Genomic DNA, 23,389 nt, shown 5'->3' with positions numbered 1-23,389 from the left:
GCCACTCCTTATTAGAACATTCTAGAAATTCATTATGTAAACTACCCAGCTGTAAGCTATTCTCTGAAATTAATCTTCAACCACTCTACGCATAATCTAACCCAGTTTGCATTGTGGTTATAGTTCATGGGGTCGGGCAAGGGCTTCCGGTCTTTGACTGCAGGCTCGTTGAAAAATGCCAAAAGCTCCGTGTCGCTGACGGTCGTTTGACCGCTTTTCTCCGTAATTTCCTTAGCTGCCATTTTTCTGTAGAGCTGCGCAGCATCGGAATTCAAATAATCATGGCCCATCGTATACCACGATTCATCTGATGTTGACGAGCCGTGGCCGATATTCGGGAAAATATGCAACTCCAATGGAATCTTGTTTTTCAGTAACGCTGAGGCGAACAACATGGCATTTTCAACAGGTACAGTCGGGTCCTGCACGGTATGCCAGAGAAATACAGGCGGCGTGTGTGGACCGACGCTGTTTTCTAGCGAAACTTCGTCGAGCTGTTCCTTGCTGGCATCCTCCCCGAGCAGATTAATGAACGAACCTTTATGCCCAAACTCGCCGGTTGAGATGACCGGATAGCCCAAAATAACAGCATCCGGCTTGTTGGAATATTCCTTAATCCCTCTAACATCCTGGAGGAAGTCCCTGTTCCAATGCACAGCTAGGCTCGCTGCGAGGTGCCCACCCGCGGAGAAACCGCATATCGCGATATGCTCCGGATCGATGCGCCATTGCTCCGCATTCTCGCGTATCATGATCATGGCGCGGGAAAGATCACGCAGCGGCTGCTTCTGCACCGGTGCCAAGCTAGGTCTCATGCGCGTCGTATAGGTAAGCACAAATGCCGACATGCCGGCCTCAAGGAATTTCATCGCAACGCCTTCGCTTTCGGCAGAGCTGCAGCCCTTATAGCCGCCGCCGGGAATAACGAGTACAGCATTCTTGCGATTAAGCCCGTCGAGGATATAGGTCGTAAGTGTCGGTATGAAATCCGTTCCTGTGTCGTACGTATATTCTTCTCTTGTCCATAGGTTGATTGTTTGATTCAACATCCTATTTCCCCACCTTTTCCCATCCATTATGTATATCCATGAAATTTTCAGTGTTCAATTAAACAAGATACCTTTCAGCAGGAACCAGAACCCCGCCTAGAGGGTGATCGCCCCCTTGATAGCTAGAAGGTAAATTAGGGTCTCCATCGACGTATTCAGGAAGCTTTGGATAGGGGTAGATGGGTCTTTGGAAACTGATCCCATTTGGAGCAAAACTGTCTTTTAACGCTGTGGCGATCATTTTTTCCGGTGCTTTTCCAAGCTCTACCCAATCAACTAATGCGGACAACATGTTATGCTCGCTATCTTGCTGAACATTTTGAGCGCCGCCAAGACCAATTTCGTTTAATCCCGGACCGCCTCCACAATGTCCCATTCCAGGTACAAGGAAAAACCGAAAGAAATCTTGCGTTTGGGCGATCCCCCCCTGAGCTTCAATAACTCGATCGTAATAATGAAGCGCATCCTGAAAAGGTACGAGCGGATCAGACATCCCCGCGTACATCAATATTTTCCCGCCGTGTTCTTTCATCCCGCTTAAATCGGGATTATTGGCATTAAGAATCGGCGCCAAAATGGCATCCAATGTATCCAAATCGCGATCAAAATCAAATTTCGTGTAATCAAATTCAGCCCCGAACACCCATTTGAACGGGTATAACAGCGATAACGGCAACCTTTCTGAATCTTGCTGAAAATCCAACCCTCCGGAGCATGCCTCGCTCCCATAAGGTAGCGGTGTATATATGCGTTCTCCGGTTCTTGGATTGGTTGGACCCGCATAAATCCGTTTCAGTGCAGACATTTGCTCACTTGTGAGACCATTCGTATCGTTATCTTTACAAGTAGGAATCGTGTCAGGATCGAAGCGGCATCTCCTTGGGTCGGTTAAGAAATTATCATCAAGAGCGCCGCCATCCTTCCCACGCCATTGTTCGACCACTGTTTGTGTTATTAATGCTATTTGTTCTTTCGAAAACATTGCGCCTGGAATCTGATTCATTACTGCGTAATTCCAAAGAAATCCGGTATGCAGATGCGTGCGATTATTAGCCGGAGCTCCCGCGATGATTCCGTTATAGTCAGTTGGATAGCGTTGTGCTTCCATTAACGCTTGTTGGCCTCCGGTCGAGCAACCGATGAAATAAGAGTATCTGGCTGGCCTTTTGTAAAATAATTGGATGAGCTCCTTCGCCGCTACCGTCATCTCGTGTGTGGCACGATAACCGAAATCGGCCCATCGTTCAGGTTGACCAATGGCAGAATTGGCATTAGGGGACGTGCCCAGATCCGTATTGGCCGTTGCATACCCTCGCCGTATGCCAAATGCAAGTGGAGCATAGCTGATGGAACCTGCTCCTCCTCCATTCCCAGTGCCGAGGAATCTGCCGTTCCAATTCTCTTGAGGCAGCCAAATCTCTGCATGGATGTTCGATTGGGGAGTTGGCTTCAGTTGGACCGCAACGCGGTAAAATGCAGGTATGTCGGTTAGGATATGACCGTCCGGCAGGGTAAAGCTTCCAACTGGCACCTTTTGAACAGAGGTGATCATACCCCCACTTATTTCGGCATTCTTCCATATTTCCTCCAAACTAGACATCACCTTTCCAGTCATGTGACCCAAGCCTATGATTTACTCAACTATTCAATCCCACCAGCAGGAATACGTACTTCTTTATACATATTCTGATTGAGAACAACCTGGGATTTTCCAATTAAGTCATCAATCAAATCATTATATTTTTTTTCAATAAGCAATAATTTCACTTGCTCTTTAACGATTTCAAATTTCTCATACCCATACGCTTGTTTCGCTGTAACCATAGCTATGCTGTAGCAATATTGATCCTCTTCTTTAAAAGGCTCACTAATTTTACCTACGTCTAACAATGCTGCATGTTTTATCAAACTATCATGATAGTCCAGATCTTCTTTCCGCTTTTCCGAATGAAAGGTATGTTCTTCATAGCTATAAACAGCATTGTTTCTGCCTTTTATTTCTTTGACTGTTTGTTCAAAAGAATCACGGTCAATCAATCTCTTCTTAAGAAGCTCTATTTCATCCCGAGCCTTTACTTCAGTAAGGGCTTTTTCAGTTGAATCATTGGTATAGTTGACATATAGCCTTTGGACAGTTAGCGTATCCGGAATTTTGAAATTGTTATCCTTTACTTGTTCGTAATACATCATAAGATCATGATCGGAAGATACGAATCGCTTTTCTTCAAGCGTTTTCTTTAAATCTATTACCATATTACTAAATAAATAATTAGAAAAAGTCTTTTCTGTATATTGCTGAGGTCCGAAGATCACTTCACCTTTCGCTAACCGTTGCTTGCGAGTTTTGTTTTCTTTTTTCAACCGTGTTAAAAAAGCATCGTAACTGATGTCATCCAGTAATCCCATTTCTCTGGCCAGCATTTGTTGTACCTTTGTTCTAGTCAATTGGTTCAGGGCTTTTTCTTTTAAAATGTCTAGTGGTACCTCTTGACCATAGCCTTGCGTCCAGAAACCCTTATGGTTAGCATCCGCACCATACTTCTGGTGGAAGTATGCAATCGTTTCCACTCTTTGATCCATCATACTCGCCTGAAATTCATGCAAGAAAATCGGCTCGTCATTCACTTTGGCAACGATTTCATTTTCTTTTGGAGTCGATATGTTAAATGCAACTATAGCAGCAATAATCACTATAACGATTAGCGAGGCAACAACCGTTACAGACCTCAATCTCCCTTTGGCCATTTTATTCATCCTTTGTATAAATAAAATATCGCAGTATTGACAAACTGGCTGCCAGCCTGCCAATACTGCTTTGGAATGACTTTATGGGGTTACTTGCACATCGTCAAATCTGGCGGAAGTAGCATTCATTCTGAAGCCGACTTGGCCTGTTGAAAGTTCAGTTATACTGTTCGTCCAGTTAACCTGTTGCACTCCGTTCACAGACCCTACGATATTGTTTCCTGTAACAACGGCCTTTAATGTGTAGAATTGTCCCGTGTTAACCGTAAATGACTGGCTGGCTACAAGGGTTAATGTTCCGCCTACTTTCTTATATAACTCTACTTTATCGCCATTATCATTCAAGCGAAACATGTAGTAGTTGCTCGCGTCCGCATAACGGAATACAAGTCCTGCATTGCCGAGGGTCGAATTCAGTTTGACCTTGGCTTCATACGTATAATTCGCCCAAGTGTTGTTGCCGGTGTAGGCAATGGCTTCTCCTGAAACCAACGTCTGTGCATAGACTTTACTTCCATCCGTTGCGACACTCCATGTGCCGCCGACCGTCGTCCATCCGTTTGCATCGCCGTCTTCATAATCATCGGCCAAGAGCGCGCCGGATGTGGATGAACTAGTGACGGCCACATCATCAAAGTTAGTGGAAGTGGCATTCATTCTGAAGCCGACGAGGCCTGATGAAAGTTCAGTCACACTGTTCGTCCAGTTAACCTGCTCCACACCGTCCACAGACCCGACGATATTGTTGCCGGTAACAACCGCTTTTAATGTATAATATTGTCCCGTGTTAACGGTAAACGATTGGCTGGCTACAAGGGTTAATGATCCGCCTACCTTTTTATACAACTCTACTTTGTCGCCATTATCATTCAACCTGAACATATAGTAGTTGTTTGTGTCCGCATAACGGAATACAAGCCCTGCATTGCCACTAGCCGTATTCAGTTTCACTTTGGCTTCATGCGTATAATCCGTCCATGTGCTGTTGCCAGTGTAAGCAATAGCTTCTCCTGAAACCAACGTCTGCGCATATACTTTACTTCCATCCGTTGCGACACTCCATGTGCCCCCAACCGTCGTCCATCCGTTCGCATTCCCATCTTCAAAATTATCCTGGAGCAACGTATTCGGCGGAGGCGTCGGTGTTGGCGATGGTGTCGGCGTTGGACTAGCTCCTGTATACTCATGTGCACCAATGTCAGGTGCGCCATTGTACAGCGTATTCCCAAAGAAGTCCTTGCCTCCATTACCGGTAATTGCGGTACCGGAATTGATCGCAGGCGAACTTGACTGGAGCTTATATCCGTCGGCTGTCGCCCGGCTTGTAGCGGTTCCTGGATTTACGAATTTCGGATCTGCGACAATTTTGTGCGGATCGCTCGGAGCACCGGAATTGGCTCCATAGAACAGGTTGTAATCGTAGGAGATGAATGCAGAACCATTATATTGGTTGTTTGCTGCATTGTAGAAGATATTGTTTTTATAATAAACCTTGCCGCTATTAGAGCCATGAGTCATTGACGTGTTTTGCGACAAAGACCGGTAAAAAACGTTATTGTAAACGTGAAGCTGTCCCCCGCCGCTTACCAAATGGAAAACGCCTACCGACTGGTCCAAATCGTTCTGGGATATATTGTACCTGAAAATATTGCCGTCCGTGTCGTTCATGACGAGCAGCGTGCCGCCCTGGTTGTTATGGCTGTAGTTATATTGATACATACTATTGTACACGAATTGATCGAAATCCCACGCCTGACCGTCGCCACTGATTTTTTTCGTATCAAACGCTTCGTTATACTGGAAAACGGCGCCGTTCGAATGATATGCCCATTGAGCCGCAACAACGTCAATCGTGTCTAGATAATTGACAATTGCGGTATTTACGTCGCAATACGTCCCGATTTTATTCGTCGTATTATATTCAATGAGCGGTGTTTGGCCTCCCCTAACCAGAATGCCGTCTCTGTGGATTTTTTCAACATAGTTATTTCGAATGATTACATTGTTGAAAGCGTCGTCTTTGTGCAGCCATGAGGCATTCGAATAGGCATCCGTCATTGTTTGTATACCCGTGTCTGCAACATTGATCACCGTATTGCCTTCGATCAGAACATCGTTCCACGTGCTTTCAGGTTGCGTATTCGTTCCTCTGGCATGGAAATTAATCCCGCCTGTTCTTCGATTGGTTCCGAAAATATCATGAACATAAAGATCCTTAATATAAATGTGTTGGAAGTCACCTGCGCCGGTTCCTTCGCCAACAACAAGCACACCATTTCTTTTCATATCCGTTGCGTGCTGACCGCTTGTGATTTCCAAATTGTTAATCTCCCAATAGGAGACATTCTTCAATCTTACACCAAAGCCCTCGCCGCTAACGGCTGTATTCCCGAAATTGATAACAGGCTTGGCTCCTGTACCATACTGGTTTATAACAATAGGGTTTCCGCTGCTGCCAGATCCCTTCAAGTCGAGATACTCACTGTTCCATATCGATCCTGCTTTGAGGAGAATAACGTCACCGGGACTGAAAGTCACACTATTCACTTTCCCCAAGGTTTTCCAAGCCGAGCCCGAGCTTGTCCCGCTATTCGTATCAATACCGAGGGCAGAGTCTACATAATAAGTTGTCCCCGCAGCACTAACAGTGGGCAGTGGGATTATGCACATCGTACTAAAAGCTAGTACTAGTGATAGACATACTGCAAGCACCGCTTTCACGAAGTTAGTCTTCACGTTTAATTCCTCCACTTTATGATCAGCTTCAGTACGATTCCCCTCTCCTTGCTCCCGGCCTTAGGCACCCGCCCCAACATTATCTACTTTTCCTCAGATCACCTCTATTTCATCTAATCACTCGCTTCAGAACGGGTTGATCCCAGTGTAGCAAGCGTTTTCACGGGAAAATATACAGTAATATTGCGATAATGTCCGAATTTTTGCGAACGCTTTATTCTCATTTTTCTGCATGTACCGACGCTGGCAGCTCGATCCGAATTAATGTCCCAACTTCAGGCAAACTGAAGATCGTTAACCCATATTCCGATCCGAAATACAAACCGATTCGATCATGCACATTCATGATCCCGATACCCGTAAAGCGGTGCTTATTGGGTGCTTTGTTTCGCTCAGCGAACAGATTGCTTAGCTGCTCAGAGTCCATGCCAAGCCCAGTATCTCTTACTGTAATAATTAATTTATTCCTGACGCACTTTGTTCGTATTCGGATCGTCCCTGGACGTTTGAGCGGAGCCAATCCATGGAAGATTGCATTTTCCACAAGCGGCTGCAGTGTTAGCTTCAGCATCGCCTTATTCAGGGTTGCTGGATCTGCATCAATCGTCATCGTGAATTTATCGCCGTATCGCACCTTTTGAATGTAGGCGTACATTCGCAAGCCTTCTAGCTCATCGCCTAACGTGACAAACTCCGTACTTTTATCAAAGCTAAATGAAAGCAATCCAACCAGTGCCTTAATGGTTTCCCGTACTTCATCAATTTTGTGCTGCTTGGCCAAGCTGCTGATACAGGCAAGCGTGTTATACAGGAAGTGCGGGGCAATCTGACTTTGCAGCATTTTCAGCTCAAATTGTTTCTTCCGCCGTTCGGAATCCTTTGTCTCCTGCAGCAGATTATGAATTCGCTCCATCATCGCGTTGTAGCTGAAGACTAGGCGTCCGATCTCATCTTTGCCACTGCCAGAAATGCTGTGAAGCACCTCCACGTCTCGTACCCTGTCCATCTTAGCAACCAATGTGCGTACTGGATGGGTAACATAACGACTTAAGATATACGTACTCGAGAGTACGATAAAAATCCAAAATATACCTGCCGTCGTGAAGTTGGTATGTAGACTACGAATATGCTGATAGAAGAAACTATCCTCATAAAAGGAAATAAAATACCAGCCAAGTTTATTCATACCCGCTTTGACCGCTACCATGTTGCCTAGTGGTCCCTCAATATCGGATACACCAAGAGGCAGCTCATACATTTCATCAACAAATGCGGTATTCAGCTCCGGTGGAAAAACAGATGTGTTGTACGGCAGCAAGCGATAAGAACTGAGCGGTAGCGTACCATCGATCGCTTGTACAACATTTCGTTTATTGGTGATAATGGAGTAGGTTTGGTTTTTGGTATTCATGAACTGCGAGAGCATATTCGTTAATTGAACCAGATCAATTTCCACAACAGCTATCCCTATAAATGAACTGGTCCTAGCTGACATTAATGGCATCGTGAAAGCCACCGTTTTACCTGACATGGGAGATTGATACGGTTCTGTTATGAACATCCCCTGTGTATGCTTGGCTTGTTCAAGCAGCCTCTCGATATGGGGGTTGCCGATAATCTCAAAAGTCGTTTGAGAGCTGGACATGACCTTTCCATCCGCTCGAACCAAATAGATGGATCTATACAGCGTGCTGTTCATTTTCGAATATTTGCGAAGGATCTCTACAGCTTCTTCCTCATTCTCTTCATGCAGCAGATCTTCACGCGTCGAAATCAGCATAAGGATATTTTGGACATTGTCCAAATACGCATTCATATAGAGATTCGTGCGGTCAATAATGATTTGAGCATCGGAGACTACCTGCTTCCGAAACAAATCCTCCGCTTCGCGTAGATTGATCCAAGTAAGTCCACCCAATAGCAGCAGCGTTCCTATCGACAAAAAAAGAAAATGTTTGGCAAGCATACTCCAGCTGCCAAACCATGCGATGAGCCTTTTCATTTGTTATCAGCCCTTTTATATTCGTTTGGCGCTACGCCAGTCCAATTCCGGAATAGCTGGGAGAAGTAACGGTAGCTGGGAATACCTACTCGCTCGGCCACCTCATACACCTTCAACTGCGTTGTCTGAAGAAGCTCCATAGCTTTCTCTATACGCAACCTGGTGACATAATCATTGAATGATTCCCCTGTTTCTTCACGGAACAGACGGCTGAGATAGGACGAACTCAGTCCGACTTCCTCCGACACGGATGTCAGTGTAATCGTCTCTGCAAGTCGCTGCATGATGATTTTTTGAGCAAGCTGTACCTCACTTCTCATCTTCCGCGTCCCATTTGCTTCTGATTGTTGTTCCCGAACTAATACACTTAACAAATGAGCAAGCGTCGGCGCTGCCTGCAACATATCTGAAATAGCCTCATTCTCATTTCGCTTAAGTAAAGCATGCGCAGTGATAATCTTCTCACGAGTACGTATGACGAAATCTTTCAGCATCGAAGGCTCAAACCGGTTGACCGTGGCCCAAGAACTCAGATTTTCTTGGTAAAATTGGCGTAAATGTTCCTTTTCTGTAGCCACTTTCATCCAAAAAGAGCTTAACTGTTCGGCATCAGGATGATCTTCCGGTCCGATCTGGCTCGGAGCAGCTTTATCCGCGTGTAAGGAGGTTAAAGATCTGTCATAAAATAACATCGCTTCGGGAATCCTGCACGAGCGCAAAAAAGGAATGAGACCCATCTGCTCTGTGACGAGCCCTCCTGTCACCGCCATCAGTCGAACACCACCGCTGAGATAAGGCAACTGTTTCTCTAATGCCTGGTATACGATTTGCATGACGTTCTCCGCGCGGGTTCTGGCCTCTTCAGCTGAATGGGGATTACAGAAAACAAGAGCAATCTCTTGATCGCCAATGGGGGACCAATAGAATGGATTCGAAGCCTCTGCTGCCAATTGCTCGACAATCTGCTCGAACTCATGCATCAGATGAAAGCGATCGCTTTCTTTCAATGCGATGTGAAGTCTAACCGGAAAAAAGGGAGCAGCGCCTACCCAGGCCTTCCATATAATGGTAAGCTCAGCCTCCTGCACCGATTCCCCTATTGCAATCTTGTTCAATACCTGAGATATTTCCCGGCGCATCCGTTCCCGTTCATAACTTTGAAGATCACTTTCACGCCTAATCGCTGCTCTAGCCTTTTCAACCACTGCCTCGATCTCGGCTTCTTCAAAGGAAAGCTTGAGCACATACTCCAAGGCCCCTAACTTTAGCGCTTGTTGTGCATATTGGAAATCACTATGGGACGTTAACAACACAAATTGGGTTAAAGCGAATCTTTTCTTAACACATCGTAATAACTCCATCCCATCCATAATGGGCATAATGATATCCGTGATCACAAGATCCGGCTTTAGCTCCTCACATAGCAGCAAAGCCTCTTCCCCATTCTCTGCCTCCCCCACCAGTTCTGCCCCAAATGAATGCCAAGGCATAGATCTGAGCTCTTGTCTTAAAGGAAGTTCATCATCTACAATCAGCACCTTAATCGGTGTCATATTCACATGAAAGACCACCTGTCTATGAAATCGCTTGCACTACTATAATGATACCAATAATTTGCGGTTTTGTTTATACAGAAAAATTGTAATAATGTTCAAAAAAACAAACCGAGCTAAAATAAACTGCTATGCCGTCCTACATCTGCAACCAGCATACTCTCTATCTGCTGAGAAATGCAAAAGTGCAACTATTCTCTATCAAATTCACGATTTCAGCTAAAATTGATGCAAAAAGGCATCAATTTCTGTATGTTCATCTCTGATTAGACCATTTCGACCCCAAAAGATGCCTTTTTGCATGTATTTAAAACGTAGAAGTGACTTCTATTAAAAAGGATGCTCTTTTGCATTTTTGCCACCTGTGAACCGAATACAAATAAGGGGTAAGCTTCGCTTACCCCTTATTTTTTCAATTCTCACAATCATTTCAATATAAAGCTTGGCCTAACAATGAAGTCTGCCTGCAAGAGGGCTGATTCTACCTCGGCATTATGGCCGCCAATCAGCTGAACCAGCTTTTCCATTGCCAGATTGGCTGCCTGTACTCTTGGGTATTCTAATGCAGCAATCGGTGGGTTCGTCTCTCCAACCATGAGTATGTTTTCAGATCCGATGACCGATAACTTGCCAGGCACTGGCCAGCCTTTCTCACGGCAAGCGGCAACGGTGCCGACAGCCATCAAATCATTTCCGCAAATAATTGCAGTGAAATTGGGTTCATTCAGCTGCATGATGGACGAATAAGCAATTTCATATCGCCCTCGACCTTCGAGCACTTGATACTTCATATGGCGAAACGCCTCGTGCGTTTGCAGGATATGAATAGCCGCTGTCATGCGCTCTTGCAGCGGATTCAAGCTGTTGCCGTGGGACATTAACGCGATCTCGCTGTGTCCTTCCTGCTTCAAAAGCCGAAATACCTCAGCATAAGCCGCATGCCAGTCCACGTCAACATAGGTCAGCGGGACCTCCATCCTGACCGGTTTCATAATTGAAACCAAAGGAATGTTTCTTTTATGAAAAGTATGGAGGAACTCATCTGGCAAGCTTTGACCGAGAAGAATGATACCGTCTACTCTTCCCGACAATTGAGCCGTAAGCTCTTCTGCATGCTCCGTTCTATAGGTATGGTAATTGATCAAATAACCATGTTTTCTCGCCGCTTCCTCCAAATGAAGGAGTATACCCGCTTCAAACGGATTGCCAATGAAATTGGTCAGTACCCCAAGCTGTCCGCTCCTCTTGGTCTTCAAGCTGCGGGCCGTAAGATTCGGCTGGTAATTCAGCTCTTCCATAGCCCTAAGCACCTTGCGGCGTGTCTCTTCCTTCACGATGCTTTTATTATTCATTACATAGGAAACCACTGCCACCGAGACTCCGGCATGTCGCGCTACATCGTTGCGAGTGACCATGAACTATACTCCTTTATCAATCTTTACTCGAGTAAACAAAGTGTATAGCATTATCACACTCAAATGCAACTCATTAATAGCAGCGAACTTCATAGATTGCGGCAGAGGGGTCGCCGTTCGTTGCATGAACAACGATTCTTAATTGGGTGGTTCTCACTGCTTCGGACAAGCTATGCTTCATATGACGCTGATAATTGTCCTTCACACGCACAAGCTCCTCCCAACGATCTTCTAGCCATGCCTGGATGCTGTAAACCTTAGGACACTGCGGGTCTTTATAAAATGGCGGGTAATAATGGTATTCCGTCAGCAACTGCCCTGGGAATGCGAGATGAACTTCACGAATCGTCACTGCCTGTTCCCACTCCAGCTGAAGCCATTGGGATAATGGCTGCTGCGGGTCGGACTTCCATAAATTCGTGGACTGATGAGGTCGTGTAACACCGCTGATTGCATTCACAGCGCCGTAGCTTGGCTGCGCGGGCTCAATCCGGTAGCTGAGTGCAAATTTCACACCGCGCATTTGTCCGTTGCCCATATCCCAAGCGGAAGTTTGGCCAGGCTCAATTCCGCCGGCACGATGCCAGATCACATGCTCATTGCTGGATAGATCGAGACGAATATACGAGTTGGGTCTCAGATCGCTCAACCTTACCTCCCACTCTATCCATTGCGCTTCGCCAGGAGCAACTGACAATTCCATCGAGGCGAGAACTGTACCTGTATTAACGCGGTAATCCCAAATATCGTTTACCGGAACCAGCGAGGCACTCACGATTTGAACCTGATCGGACGTGTTGGTCAAGCATACGGCTACCTTGCTCAGCTCCGAAGTCCCCATTGCGATCCATTGTCCGAGTTTCGTTAACAGCTGGACCTCAGGCTTTTTCACCGCATTCAACACCAGCTTCTTCGGTGAAGTATCCCACCAGCGTTTCAGTAAAGGTGTTTCCGCATCGCGACTCTCCGGTCCGACGCCATGGACGAAGGCTTCGCTGCTGGCAGACAACCGCGCCGAACGTGCGAGATCTTGCGCATCTTCATTCTTGTTATTCGGAAGGAAACATCCATCCTTGATCAACGTTTGTTGCAGCTCACGAATATGCGCATTGGAAACGGTTCTGATTGGGACGTTCTTGCTAACCGCAAGAGCTGCTGCTGTTCCGACAGCCTGCCCCATTAGCGCCGTTGTGCCCATGACACGAACGGTGCCCAAAGCTGCATGCGTGACACTCACATTGCGTCCAGCCATCATCAGATTGTCTACATCTTTCGCTATACAAATGCCAAGCGGTACGCCGTAGGGTCCACAGTAGCTTTTCACATTGTAATCACCCTGATAACCCGCTGCTGAATTCGGTTCACTGGTAGGCGCCAACAATCCGCCGGGTGTGTGTAAATCGATGAACCAGCCTCCGAACGCAATCTCGTCTTCGAAAACTTTCCGGTTCATGATATCATGCTCGGTCATAAAGTAGTCTCCGATAATCCGGCGGCTTTCGCGTTTGCCAGGTACCTGGCCGATCCAATCGATAGCATAATTGGCTGCAAGCTCCATCGTCTCCGGATCCTTGTTCTTGATCCAGTCCCATACGCCTAGGGTATGTCGGGTCAATTCATGCCGGATATTTTCCGTATCGTAAATGGTATGCCACGGGATCCCGATTTCTAGCCACCAATACCCGCCTCGGACATCGTACGGCGTTCTGCCCTGCTTATAGAAGAAGCTCGCATCTTCATATTTAACCGCCCAGTCAGGGGCTTTAAACGGTACAGGACGTCCCATATCCTTGGCCTTGAAATGGATGGAGTTGCCCATCGTTTCTTGGCTAGCCTGAAGCGGGGCATGGGGCTCGTTAAACTCATCGCGGCCTTCAGACCCCATTCTCCATTCGCAGCCAGCCAAATCGGCCACGATCCCGTCTCCTGTACAATCAATGAACACGCTCCCGGAAATCGTTATTTCCGTTTCGCCATTCGAGATACGTCCGATGACCGATTGAATATGCTTGTTGGCATCCATAACCACTTGCTGGATCGAAGTATTTAAGTAAAAAGTAAGATTAGGCGTATTCATAGCCATGTCATACATGACCATGTCCCATACACTGTTTGTCCATCCATTCTCCAATATGTCTTCATGATTGCGTGCACGTTCTTCAATCAAAAGCTCGGAGAGAATGCCCGTTTCCCTCGCATAAGAGTGGAATGCCGCCGCCCCGTGTGGCGTTACTCGAATTTCGGATGAGCTATTGCCTCCGAAGACAGGTCGATCTTGTACAATGCAGGCTTTGGCGCCATGTCTTGCAGCTGCTACCGCTGCACAGAATCCAGCTAAGCCACCTCCGCATACGACTACGTCATAAAACTCACTCTTTTGTTTCATGTATAAGATCCTCCCTTGAATTTTACTCGAGTAAATTTTGGCGGTAATCGTAAACCAAGCAACATTGTTGTTTGGTTATTGTGCTTTTCTAAAGATTAATTTACTCGAGTAAATATTAACATAGCTGATTCGTCTGTTCAAGAATAATTTTATGCGTTTACGGTTGAGTCCCCAGACTGATAGACATCGAAGAACGGCTGCATAACCTGAAATGCTATGCAGCCCGTCTGATATTTTAACTCAGTTTCCCCATACTTCAATCTCAAACAACCGAGAATCCGTATTGCCTACAACAGAGGTTGCATCGGTGATGTACATCCGGATTTTATTCGTTGTCACCGCAGTGAAATTGAGATCATTATACTGACCGATAAATCCATCTTGTGTATTGCCTGTAACACTCGCTCCACTAATGTCTACCCAAGTGCTCCCGTTCCAATACTGCATTTTAAAATCATATATTTGCCAGCTTGCCCCACTTGTAGAGCCGCTCCACACCTTTATATTGTTGATCGTCTTACTAGACGCCCAATCCAATTGGAACCAGTGTGGTTCCGCCGTATTCGTGGATAACCATCTGCTGCTTTGAACATTCTTGATTCCGTCAACAGCTTTGTCCATGGTATAGGCACCATTAGTCGAATCTACAGACAACGTTGCGGATGGCGCAAGATTTACTGGGCCAGATGGACTAAATGGACTAAACTTGATTGCGTCAGCGTTCACATAGGTTCCATTAGCATTATCCGTTAATTCAACATAGCCATTGGTTCCTGCAAGGAAATTATGCGTGCCTAACGAAAGCCACGCTCCCCCTGGTGCCGTTTGTTCATTTACCAAATATGCCTGTGAACCACCATTAAAGTACACCGTGAATGGGGCATTGGAGGCTCGAGATGTATTTCCATCCGGTAATCGGTAAAACACCTCGTAATCACCGGTTGTCGGAATCGTAGGTCTCCATCTGACTTTATCGGCACCCGTCCCTGAACTATTATAAACATAATTGGACCCATAATAATTCGGTAATCCTGTGGAGGTTGTCCATGTGCCAGTAAATTCTGCGGAGGTGTTATCGATGATGATATCACCAGTTGGCGGTGATGTTGTACCAGATGTTGTAAAGATAATGCCGCTTGTGGATGGATTGATGTCGAAGTTGCCTTGCGCCGCACTGGTAATCGTCGTACCTGCAATTTCCAGATCGGTAAAGGTGACGTTCTCCACTTTAGTGGCTGTATTGTAGCCAAGGATCTTGGACTGATCCACACCTGCGGTTTTGAATTTGGCTCGCGTTATTTCAATATTTTTGATCGGACCCACTCCATAAGTGCCAGTAGCAATTTTCAGCTCGATCGGATAGGGATCATAGGACTTGTAGGCCAGTTCTTCCGTACGAATATCGATAAAATGAATATCTTCGATCACCGATGCACCTTGATCGTGCATAATCGATATTCCACGGCTTCCCTTGACGACATCCACATTCTCGAACCAAATGTCAGACATCGGGGCTAGTGCCTGGATTCCCGCCTTCACTCCAGCTGTGCGAGTGTACACAACGGAATCATTGTAACGCACGTTATACATACTCTCCGAGCTACCCCATGGTGTCATCAGGCCAATTGGACCAGAAGCCTTAACGCACAGCGCGTCATCTCCCGTGAAGACGAAAGTATGATCAACAGTCACGTTCTGCGAGCCAGCGATATCAATACCATCGTTGTGATCATAGACAGGAGGGTTCACAATCTTCAGATTGTCGATATCAATGCCATCCGTGTATGCGCCGATAAAAGTCCAATACGTAGAATTCATTAAGGTGATCCCCTCAATCGTAACGTTGGAGGAGTTCGTAATTAACAAGGCATGAATCATACTGGTAAAAGCATCGGCACTGCTCTTATCACCGCCCAGCTTGATGCCATTCGCATCGATGATACCCCGGCCTTTAATCTTGGCATTCGTTACGTTGTCTCCGATATGCATCTGAAGATAGACCGGCATTTGCGGGGATGTTCTGGTGGAATATTGCGTATAATCCGCAGCATTGGCTGTTCCTCTCAATACAGCACCACCAGCCAAATACAAGGTCACATTGCTTTTCAAATCCAATGTTGCAACCTTGTACACGCCTGCTGGAACATAAACCGTCCCACCGCCAGCTGAATTGGCAGCATTAATCGCTTGTTGGACCGCGGAGGTCGTAACATTCGTTCCTGAGTTGTCTGCAGAATATGGTGCAGCCGTCACATTGTAAATCCCGGTGCCAGATGAAGGCGGCACTCCCACTTCTAACGGGTCTGCCATAATTAGCAGCTTCGCGTAGTTATTGATCTGAATAATCAAATATTTGGGTGCGGGCAACGTGAAGGTCAACGTATTCCCGTTAACCGTCCCCGCAATGTTGTAGCTTTCCGGACTGATGCTGTAAGAAGTAATGTTCGCAGGAGCTGTTACTGTAATGGTTGATGAACCAGATACAGAAAAATGGGCAGAATGCGAAACAATATTAGTTCCGTAACTTTTATTCGCTGCTACAGGAATGGAAGTCGAATCTGCCATGACGCTGAACACACTGCTTGTCTGATAAACGGAAGGAAGCGGATAGGTAACGATCGTCGCTGCAGATGCCGTCTCGGGGATAGCGATCTGAACTCCAGCAAAGGCAAAGCAAATAACAAATAAATACATGAGTAACTTCTTCATTCACATAGCTCCTTTGAGATTGATGATTTGGATCCATTAATATGCACGCGTACATATCTATATTTAAATTCCCACCTCTTTTGAAGATAGCGCTTTCATTTTGAATCTAGACAGGAGACGCTTCCTTCTCCTGTCTAACACAAGTCGCAAGGCCTATTCATTCAAGCTGCCTTCAATGACATCTGATTTCAAAAATTCTGGCATGGTCCAACCCATTCGTACTTAGTACCTCCAGACGGAGCTTACGAACTTGTTCCAATTGAACATGGCTTGTAACCTGCCTCTGGTAGTTATCCTGAATGTTCATTACTTGACGACTGTCCTCGAGCGGATTCGCAAAATAAGCAGTCAGACGGAAATCCTTTAATGTTTCTGGTTGCGGTCCCCATTCGAACTTCTTTTGCAAATTCCCCTCATGTGTCAGCGTCAATCTCCGATGCATACCCGTATCGAGTACGATCGTAATTTCGTTGATCGAGACGGGAGAATCCCATTCAAGCTCAATCCAAGGTTCTTGGTCTTCTGGAAGTGACATCCATCTGTGTGTCCCAGGAATGACCAGATCCAATCTGACACCATTGGTTCCATGCATGGAACGAGTGTATCCATCTATCGTATTCGAAGCTTGCCCCTCTGGCTGCTCGGATGAAGCTCGAACAACAGCTTGACTTGCCAAATTGTCAGTTGTTGGAATACCAGGCAGGAACGCATCTTGTTTAATAAGCTGCTGCTGCGTTTTCTGAATCAATTCTTGGTTCTGATAGGCCAAATCAAGCGGAAGACCTTCTTTCACCGCTAGTGCCGCAAAAGTACCAGCACCTTGCCCCATCACACCACAGGTTGCCATAACCCTGGTGCTTGAGAAGGCGATATGTGTAGCTGATATATTGCGTCCAGCAAACATCAGATTTGCAACATTGTCGCTAATCAATGCTCTTATTGGAATGCCATATACATGATTTGTATGCGGTTGATGGCAGGGGTCTATTTCTTTGGCCTCTATTCCCTGTGGCGGATGTGTATCCATCGGCCAGCCTCCATAGGCGATGACATCTTCGAAATGGACGGCATTTTCCAAATCACCTTGTGTTAACATGTGCTTGCCGATAAATCGACGCGATTCCCGCTTACCAGGAACGAAGCCGAACCAATCTAGCGCCCAGTTCTCAGACTCCGGATGGTTCCCGCTATTTTTGATGTGATCCCAGACACCCATCATGATAGCGAGTAACTCATCACGGATCATCTCGTTATCGGAGATCGTATCCAATAAGCCGCCAAACTCCACCCACCAATAACCGTATTCCCACGAAGAATGATCGCGGTATTTCAAATCGTCTTCTGAATAGCTTTTCGCCCATTTAGGCGCTATAAACTTCATCGGTTTTCCCATATTTCTGGCCGTAAACAGTAGTGATGAACCAAGTCGATACGGATCTGATTCCATGCCTGCAAATGACTCGCCAAATTGCTGTGACGACTCCCTGCCTGTCGTGAACACCGCGCCAGCCTCTTTCCCGAGTCGACCATCTCCCGTACAATCCATGAAGATATCCGCGAATATTTCGAAGGTATGCTCCGTACTTTCCCTTGTTGCTATGGCTGACAGAATTCGATTACCGTCCATGCTTACGCCGATAACGGAGGTATTCAGCATCAGGGTTAAATTCGATTCAGCTCTACACTTTTCATATAAAAGGAGATCGAGCATGGATGCGCTTCGCTGTGGATTACGAACAGCGCATTCAAGCAGTATTTCTTCAAGAATACCGCCTTCCCTTGCCTCCGTCTCTAACGCTGTCCCTCGCTTGGAGTGAGCTGCCCCGACGATATGCATTCGAATCTCTGATGAGGCGTTCCCACCCAGTACGGACCGGTCCTGACACAGTATAACTTTGGCACCGTTGCGTGCAGCCGCCAGTGCAGCTACTACACCTGAAATCCCGCCTCCAGCAACCAAAATGTCGGTATGTACGACTTGACTCTTACTTTCTCCACTCATCATGTATGATCTACCCCTCTTTCTCTGAATCTTGCTCAAGCGGCCTTTTATTAGCTGTGTATCGCTACTTCCATAAGCAATCGAAGAAGGGATGAAGCACCAAGCCCCTTCATCCCATTCGCGCTTACTTCACGTAACCGAGTTCTTTAATTTTCTTCTCAGAAGCTTCTAAGAAAGCTTTATAATTCATTGAACCTTCTAGTGTTTTCAAGAAGCTGTCATATTCCGTGAGTGGTCTTTTGCCGTAGATAAATTTGGAGAACTCCTCTTCAACATACCGATTGGCATCTGCTGCATTATAACCATTCGGGAAGTCGATGAATCCGTTCACCGCTTGAAGGCGAGGCTGTTTGCTAGCGAATTCAATAAATTTAATTTGTGGTGCGAATTTCACCGTGAGATATTGCATTTCTGGACGACCTGTGAACTGGTACAGCCAGAAGAAGCCACCCTCTTTGGCCATTAAATCCGTAGGAATTACTTTGTCTCCTTCTTGATTATAATGCTTTCCTTTAACGCCGTATTGCACTAAGTTAGAGCCGTCCTTCGAAGAAACATAATTCAGTAAATCGAGTACCTTCTGCAACTTCTCTGGCGTTTTCTCAAGTGATTTCGGAAGCGCATACAATCCCGCTGGATTCCCAATATCCCATGACGCTGTGAATTTACCGCTTGGACCTTGCAACGCATCGATCTGAATCCAATTGGCATTCGGGTTAACCGCTTTGATCTGTTCAACAGTTTGAGCACCAGTCATCGTCGCCCAATCAGAGTAAAGGATACCCGCTTGCCCTTTGATCGCCTTTTGCGTAGCCTGCGTTCCCGCGTTAGCCATGAGCTCAGGATCCACACCGCCTGAAGCGATCAAGTTTTTAATCGTAGTTAGGGCCTCTTTCATACCCGGATCATATAAAGAGTTCACTACTTTATTATCTTTCACGGAGATTGCTGGAATTTGAGTTCCGTCCATAAGACCTACGCCATAAGCGCCGAAGACTGTATTAAAAGCATTAAGTTTCGCGCCTGTGATACCGAACGTATCTTTCTTACCATTACCGTCAGGATCTTTCTCCGAAAACGCTTTCGCAACTTCGAGCAGTTCCTCTGGTGTTGTAGGAACCTTGAGGTTTAGCTTATCAAGCCAGTCCTTACGAATCCAGTACGATGTTTTGGAAGCCGTCGGCGCTTTGGCAAGCGCAAAAGTTTTACCGTTCAACACACCCTGCTTCAAGGCTGATTCACCGATAAAATCTTTCGCAGCTTTTAGCTTATCTAAATAAGGCGTAAGATCAAGAAGAAGTCCCTGGTCTGATAATTGCTTTAACTGTATACGATCTACAGCAAATAAATCAGGGAAATTCGCTGAAGCCATACGCACGTTAAGCTGATTTTTGTAATCGTCGTTAGAAGCATAAACCGTCAGGTTGATTTCCGTATTCAACGCTTTATCCAGTTCCTGCTTAATGATATCTTGATCAGGGGAAGGAAGCCCGCTTCCTGTTTCAATGATGTCAAGCTTAATCGGCTTAGCGTTTGCAGCTGGCTTGCTTTCTACTGCTTTGCTGCTTTCTGCTGGTTTAACAGAAGGACTCTCCGACGCAGGTTTAGCGCCACCACAACCAGCAATTAACATGGCACTTGTTAACGTCATAGCAAGCATAGGTACGTATAATTTCTTTTTCATAGAAACCCCTTCTTTCTTCTATTATTATTATTTAATAAATGTGATGGATATATTGTACCGTGACCGAAGTCTTCAGGCTGCAGTCCCGATTCCTTCGGCCAAACGGAATCAACCTTTGACTGAGCCCAGAAGCATTCCTTTAGTGAAATGTTTTTGGATAAACGGATAGACGAGAATGATTGGTAAACTCGCGGTGACAACAGCCGCCATTTGCAAGGTTTCAGTAGGCTGAACGTTCTCAGGATTTTCTACCAGTGGCATCTGAGTCATCAAAAGAACTTCGCGAATAACGACTTGTAATGGGAATAAACTGCGGTCCGTCACGTACATAATCGCTTGGAAGAACTCGTTCCAGTGTCCTACCATATAGAACAGCCCAACAGTGAGCATAGACGGCAGCGCGAGTGGCAGTACAATTTGCCATAAAATTCGAAATTCCTTGGCTCCGTCCATTCTGGCGGATTCAAACAATTCTTCAGGTATGTTCTCAAAGAAGCTTTTCATAATGAGCACATTAAAGCTCCAAATGGCGTTAGGCAATATCATGGACCAGACGGAATTGAGCAGTCCTAAATTTTTCACAATTAAGTAAGTTGGAATAAGTCCACCGCTGAACAGCATCGTGAACACAATCATTAGTAAGAAAAATGATCTCCCAGGGAGAATGCGTCTACTAAGCGGATAAGCCATTAGCGTTGTCAAAATCAAGTTTACCAGAGTTCCTACGACAGTGATGAAGATCGTAACCCAAAAGGCGCTCGGGATGTTCGTTGTCGTAAATAGCTCAGTATAAGCTTTGAATGTGATCGTTTTGGGAAATAATATAAATCCGCCGTGTTTCAGAACCTCCGAGAAGGGGGTGATGGAAACGGATACCACATACATGAGCGGTAATATAGCCGCTAAAGCCGTAAGCGCAAGAATGAAAACGACGATGGTATTAACGATTCGATCTTCCCATCCTCTTACCATACACCCTCACCCCACTTCTTCGATAGATGATTCGAGCCCAGTACCAGAACCAAGCCAATCAAGGATTTAAACAAGCCGACGGCCGCAGCCAAACTGAAGTTAAGCTGTTGAAGTCCTGTTCGGAATACCCAAGTATCTAAGATATCAGCTACTTGATAGACTTGAATGTTATATAGAATATAAATTTGATCGAAACCAGCATCCATAATATGCCCAAGCTTCAGTATGAATAAGAGCACGATGACGTTTCGAATGCCAGGCAGTGTAATATGCCACATCATTCGCAGCCTGCTTCCACCATCGACTCTTACAGCCTCATACAATGTAGGGTCGATTGCCGTCATCGCAGCTAAGTAAATGATCGCTCCCCAGCCTAGATCCTTCCATACTTCCGAAGTAACCAAGATCGCCCGGAAATAATCGATCGATGTCATAAATCCAATAGATTGTCCGCCGGCATCTTCAATCCAACGATTCACTATGCCTGAGTTCTGAGACAACATGGCGGTAAGTATACCGTAGATAATAACCCAAGATAAGAAATGCGGCATATATGTCATGGTTTGTACAATCGTTTTGAACCAGCGCAGCCTGCATTCATTGAGGAGCAATGCCATGATAATTGGCGGCGCAATTCCGAATACCAGCTTATAAACACTAATCAGAATGGTGTTAACCATGAGCTGTCCGAAATAAGGAGAGTCGAAAAAAATCTTGAAGTGCTTGTACCATGGGTTAGCCCAATTACTGCCTACGATACCATCGAGCATTTGGAAATCTTTGAATGCAATGATAATACCGTACATAGGAACATAGCGGAATAGAATGTAGTAAATCACGCCCGGTAAGAGCATGAGATAAAATGCGCGAAAACCCCAAACCTGTATTAGTTTTGACTTTAGCTTCGATTCTTTCGCCTTGCTCCCGACCTCAGGCACCCGCTGAACCGTTATCTGCTTTTCCATGAGACCACCTCTTCTTCATCTAATCATTTCGCTTCTTAACGGGTTGATATCAGTATAGCAAGCGCTTTCTCAGGAAAATATACAGTGATCCTGCAAAAATGTACGAATTATTGCAAACGCTTTATTTTGTTTTTTCTGCATATCGACGTCGATTATCAGTCAAAATAAAACAGCGCACACCCATGATATCTCGGTGCGCGCTGAATGGCTGTAGGCATTGTCAGATAAATCAATGCTTAAGTATAGGTTTCAATTGGGCAATGATTTCCTCCATTTGTTTCGAGCAAATCTCGTACATCTCTTTCGCCTTTTTATTATTCGTGGACAGTCCATACAACATTAAATCGCCTTCGCATTGTTTTAACGTTGCAAACAGCGTTGCTTTTTCCTGTGGCACAGGTACTGTGATCTTGTCGTCAAACAAATCTACAAACAATTGGCCGTATGAATCCACTTGACCAAGAAATACATTTTCAATCGTTACACCCAATTTGTCCAACTCTGTTTGCAACCATGCCCGACTCATACCGGCTGTAGCTAATGCTTCATCCATGATTTCACCGTCCATGATCACGGCTTGAGGCTCCTTCTCGGGCGCAACCTTAATCCCTAAGTGATTGGGAGTCAGAGGTTGGTTGGCTCGCGTTAGCAACACATTAATCTCTCCGCTTGGTTCCATGATCGCAAATTCAACATCGGCCACTCTAAAGGCGGATTTTTTGCGTAATTGCTCCATAAGTTCATCTGTGGTAAGACGTTCTTTCTTTAAATTATCTTCCAACACTTTACCTTCTCTAATCAATACCGTGCCTTTACTGTCAATGAAATCCCGCATCTTTTTACTCTTCAACTGCAAAAATTCAATCCCTAAGGAGCATGCGATCCAGACTCCTAAGGAAACCAATCCTAGATACCAATTCGCATCCAAATCCAATGAGATATATGCAGCAAGACTACCGATGGTAATACCCGTTATGTATTCAAAAAAGGAAAGTTGCGAAATTTGCCTTTTGCCCAATAGCTTTGTCATGAAGAACAGAACGACAACAGCTAGTAATGTCCGTAGTACAATTTCAACCCAATTTAACACATGGCTCCTCCTCTTTATTAAATGAATTTCCAATTGTATTCAATTGTTTGTAGTTCATATGAAATTTATGCAATTATTAGT

Annotated in this window: 14 protein-coding genes; all 14 read right to left on the bottom strand. The window is 45.5% G+C overall.

The genetic code is table 11. From position 1 onward, the window contains the following. Nucleotides 1-56: 56 nt before the first annotated feature. Entirely contained in the window at nucleotides 57-1,049 is a 993-nt protein-coding gene (locus AC58QO_RS10630) for an alpha/beta hydrolase (RefSeq protein WP_497265260.1), read from the bottom strand. A gap of 58 nt (nucleotides 1,050-1,107) precedes the next feature. After that, entirely contained in the window at nucleotides 1,108-2,640 is a 1,533-nt protein-coding gene (locus AC58QO_RS10625; protein WP_497265259.1) for a tannase/feruloyl esterase family alpha/beta hydrolase, read from the bottom strand. 50 nt (nucleotides 2,641-2,690) lie between these two features. Beyond that, nucleotides 2,691-3,794 carry a hypothetical protein gene (locus AC58QO_RS10620; protein ID WP_497265258.1) on the bottom strand — a complete coding sequence of 368 codons (1,104 nt, stop codon included), beginning with the start codon at nucleotides 3,792-3,794 and terminating at the stop codon, nucleotides 2,691-2,693. Between the two features lie 81 nt (nucleotides 3,795-3,875). Continuing rightward, nucleotides 3,876-6,530: a LamG-like jellyroll fold domain-containing protein gene (locus AC58QO_RS10615; RefSeq protein ID WP_497265257.1), complete on the bottom strand. Its 2,655-nt coding sequence runs from the start codon at nucleotides 6,528-6,530 to the stop codon at nucleotides 3,876-3,878. A 220-nt stretch (nucleotides 6,531-6,750) separates the two neighbouring features. Next, nucleotides 6,751-8,532: a cache domain-containing sensor histidine kinase gene (locus AC58QO_RS10610; protein ID WP_497265256.1), complete on the bottom strand. Its 1,782-nt coding sequence runs from the start codon at nucleotides 8,530-8,532 to the stop codon at nucleotides 6,751-6,753. Continuing rightward, nucleotides 8,529-10,085: a response regulator transcription factor gene (locus AC58QO_RS10605; RefSeq protein WP_497265494.1), complete on the bottom strand. Its 1,557-nt coding sequence runs from the start codon at nucleotides 10,083-10,085 to the stop codon at nucleotides 8,529-8,531. Before AC58QO_RS10605 ends, AC58QO_RS10610 begins: the two co-directional genes overlap by 4 nt. A gap of 425 nt (nucleotides 10,086-10,510) precedes the next feature. Continuing rightward, the gene (locus AC58QO_RS10600; protein WP_497265255.1) at nucleotides 10,511-11,500 is read right to left on the bottom strand and encodes a LacI family DNA-binding transcriptional regulator; all 990 of its coding nucleotides are present in this window, start codon (nucleotides 11,498-11,500) and stop codon (nucleotides 10,511-10,513) included. 73 nt (nucleotides 11,501-11,573) lie between these two features. Further along, nucleotides 11,574-13,886: an FAD-dependent oxidoreductase gene (locus tag AC58QO_RS10595; protein ID WP_497265254.1), complete on the bottom strand. Its 2,313-nt coding sequence runs from the start codon at nucleotides 13,884-13,886 to the stop codon at nucleotides 11,574-11,576. 240 nt (nucleotides 13,887-14,126) lie between these two features. Further along, complete coding sequence (locus AC58QO_RS10590) at nucleotides 14,127-16,595, bottom strand: golvesin C-terminal-like domain-containing protein (protein WP_497265253.1); 2,469 nt, start codon at nucleotides 16,593-16,595, stop codon at nucleotides 14,127-14,129. Between the two features lie 172 nt (nucleotides 16,596-16,767). Continuing rightward, nucleotides 16,768-18,600 (bottom strand): FAD-dependent oxidoreductase, encoded by a 1,833-nt coding sequence (locus tag AC58QO_RS10585; protein ID WP_497265252.1) that lies wholly within the window; start codon nucleotides 18,598-18,600, stop codon nucleotides 16,768-16,770. A gap of 121 nt (nucleotides 18,601-18,721) precedes the next feature. Further along, entirely contained in the window at nucleotides 18,722-20,281 is a 1,560-nt protein-coding gene (locus tag AC58QO_RS10580) for an extracellular solute-binding protein (RefSeq protein ID WP_497265251.1), read from the bottom strand. A 108-nt stretch (nucleotides 20,282-20,389) separates the two neighbouring features. After that, nucleotides 20,390-21,253, bottom strand: coding sequence for a carbohydrate ABC transporter permease (locus AC58QO_RS10575; protein WP_497265250.1), 864 nt, complete (start codon nucleotides 21,251-21,253; stop codon nucleotides 20,390-20,392). Next, the gene (locus AC58QO_RS10570) at nucleotides 21,247-22,107 is read right to left on the bottom strand and encodes an ABC transporter permease (RefSeq protein WP_497265492.1); all 861 of its coding nucleotides are present in this window, start codon (nucleotides 22,105-22,107) and stop codon (nucleotides 21,247-21,249) included. The genes AC58QO_RS10575 and AC58QO_RS10570 overlap by 7 nt, the downstream gene beginning before the upstream one ends. A 340-nt stretch (nucleotides 22,108-22,447) precedes the next feature. After that, on the bottom strand, nucleotides 22,448-23,248 hold the full coding sequence (locus AC58QO_RS10565; protein ID WP_497265490.1) for a DUF421 domain-containing protein: 801 nt from the start codon (nucleotides 23,246-23,248) through the stop codon (nucleotides 22,448-22,450). Nucleotides 23,249-23,389 lie beyond the last annotated feature (141 nt).

Source organism: Paenibacillus sp. J31R30 (assembly GCF_059692115.1).
Note: the sequence above shows the minus strand (reverse complement) of the source record. Positions and strands in the feature narration are given on the sequence as shown.

Excerpts from the sequence above, each read along its gene's own strand:
- AC58QO_RS10620 (WP_497265258.1), bottom strand. The coding sequence starts at position 3,794 with ATGGCCAAAGGGAGATTGAGGTCTGTAACGGTTGTTGCCTCGCTAATC.
- AC58QO_RS10580 (WP_497265251.1), bottom strand. The coding sequence starts at position 20,281 with ATGAAAAAGAAATTATACGTACCTATGCTTGCTATGACGTTAACAAGT.
- AC58QO_RS10595 (WP_497265254.1), bottom strand. The coding sequence starts at position 13,886 with ATGAAACAAAAGAGTGAGTTTTATGACGTAGTCGTATGCGGAGGTGGC.
- AC58QO_RS10610 (WP_497265256.1), bottom strand. The coding sequence starts at position 8,532 with ATGAAAAGGCTCATCGCATGGTTTGGCAGCTGGAGTATGCTTGCCAAA.
- AC58QO_RS10575 (WP_497265250.1), bottom strand. The coding sequence starts at position 21,253 with ATGGTAAGAGGATGGGAAGATCGAATCGTTAATACCATCGTCGTTTTC.
- AC58QO_RS10585 (WP_497265252.1), bottom strand. The coding sequence starts at position 18,600 with ATGATGAGTGGAGAAAGTAAGAGTCAAGTCGTACATACCGACATTTTG.
- AC58QO_RS10605 (WP_497265494.1), bottom strand. The coding sequence starts at position 10,085 with ATGACACCGATTAAGGTGCTGATTGTAGATGATGAACTTCCTTTAAGA.
- AC58QO_RS10570 (WP_497265492.1), bottom strand. The coding sequence starts at position 22,107 with ATGCTCTTACCGGGCGTGATTTACTACATTCTATTCCGCTATGTTCCT.
- AC58QO_RS10565 (WP_497265490.1), bottom strand. The coding sequence starts at position 23,248 with ATGACAAAGCTATTGGGCAAAAGGCAAATTTCGCAACTTTCCTTTTTT.
- AC58QO_RS10590 (WP_497265253.1), bottom strand. The coding sequence starts at position 16,595 with ATGAAGAAGTTACTCATGTATTTATTTGTTATTTGCTTTGCCTTTGCT.
- AC58QO_RS10630 (WP_497265260.1), bottom strand. The coding sequence starts at position 1,049 with ATGTTGAATCAAACAATCAACCTATGGACAAGAGAAGAATATACGTAC.
- AC58QO_RS10600 (WP_497265255.1), bottom strand. The coding sequence starts at position 11,500 with ATGGTCACTCGCAACGATGTAGCGCGACATGCCGGAGTCTCGGTGGCA.